1 tRNA gene and 1 rRNA gene are annotated in these 351 nt (G+C 48.1%); both read right to left on the minus strand.

Features of this window, described 5'->3' with window-relative positions:
- Positions 1 to 75, minus strand: a tRNA-Asn gene (locus KOG47_RS14680).
- Positions 76 to 83: 8 nt separating this feature from the next.
- Positions 84 to 200: ribosomal RNA gene (gene rrf, locus KOG47_RS14685) — 5S ribosomal RNA — on the minus strand.
- Positions 201 to 351 lie beyond the last annotated feature (151 nt).

Genomic DNA, 351 nt, shown 5'->3' on the forward strand with positions numbered 1-351 from the left:
TGGCTCCGCAAGTAGGATTTGAACCTACGACCTACCGGTTAACAGCCGGTTGCTCTACCACTGAGCTATTGCGGAACGATCTTGCCTGGCAACGTCCTATCCTCACAGGGGGAGATCCCCCAACTACTTTCGGCGCTGAGACGCTTAACTTCCGTGTTCGGCATGGGAACGGGTGTGGCCGTCTCGCTATCGCCACCAGACAAGTATTATATTAACATTATTTATCGATAATGTCAACATATTTTAGAGAGATTGTTCTCTCAAAACTGAGGATTCATCAACACAAACCATTAGACTAGATCAAAGCCTCGACCGATTAGTATCATTCAGCTCCACGTGTCGCCACGCTTC

Origin of the sequence: Exiguobacterium sp. s121 (genome assembly GCF_018617245.1) — a bacterium.
Lineage (GTDB): Bacteria > Bacillota > Bacilli > Exiguobacteriales > Exiguobacteriaceae > Exiguobacterium > Exiguobacterium profundum.